Here is a 737-nt window from a genome sequence, read left to right as displayed (position 1 = left end):
GAGCAAATGAGTACGATCAGCACGAACAACACTCCCGCCCTCGAAATCAAGGGCCTGCAGGCCTGGTACGGCGAATCGCACATCCTGCACGGCGTCGACCTCACGGTGAACCGCGGCGAAGTGGTGACGCTGCTGGGCCGCAACGGCGCCGGGCGCACCACCACGCTGCGCGCGATCATGGGCCTGACCGGCGCGCGCAAGGGCTCGATCAAGGTCAACGGCAACGAGACCATCGGCCTGCCCACGCACAAGATTGCGCACTACGGCATCGGCTACTGCCCGGAAGAGCGCGCGATCTTCTCCAGCCTGTCGTGCGAGGAGAACCTGCTGCTGCCGCCGCAGCTCAAGGGCCAGGGTGGTGAGACGACCGCGGGCATGAGCGAGTCCGAGATCTACGACATGTTCCCCAACCTGAAGGAGCGCCGCCAGAGCCAGGGCACGCGCCTGTCGGGCGGCGAGCAGCAGATGCTGGCGGTGGCGCGCATCCTGCGCACCGGCGCCAACCTGCTGCTGCTCGATGAAATCTCGGAAGGGCTGGCACCGGTGATCGTGCAGGCGCTGGCGCGCATGATCCGGATGCTCAAGCAGAAGGGGTACACGGTGGTGATGGTGGAGCAGAACTTCCGCTTCGCCGCGCCGCTGGCCGACCGCTTCTACGTGATGGAGCACGGCAGCATCGTCGAGCGCTTCGATGCCGGCGATCTGCAGGCAAAGATGCCGGTGCTGCATGAACTGCT

The 737-nt window shown here is 65.9% G+C and carries 1 protein-coding gene; it reads left to right on the top strand.

Going from position 1 to position 737, the window contains the following annotated elements:
• Positions 1 to 15: 15 nt before the first annotated feature.
• A partial coding sequence (locus E1J61_RS36220; protein ID WP_133098567.1) for an ABC transporter ATP-binding protein occupies positions 16 to 737 on the top strand: 722 nt, incomplete at its 3' end.

Origin of the sequence: Cupriavidus sp. L7L, assembly GCF_004353535.1 — a bacterium.
Taxonomy (GTDB): Bacteria; Pseudomonadota; Gammaproteobacteria; order Burkholderiales; family Burkholderiaceae; genus Cupriavidus; species Cupriavidus oxalaticus_A.
This window is presented reverse-complemented; position numbering and strand designations above follow the sequence as displayed.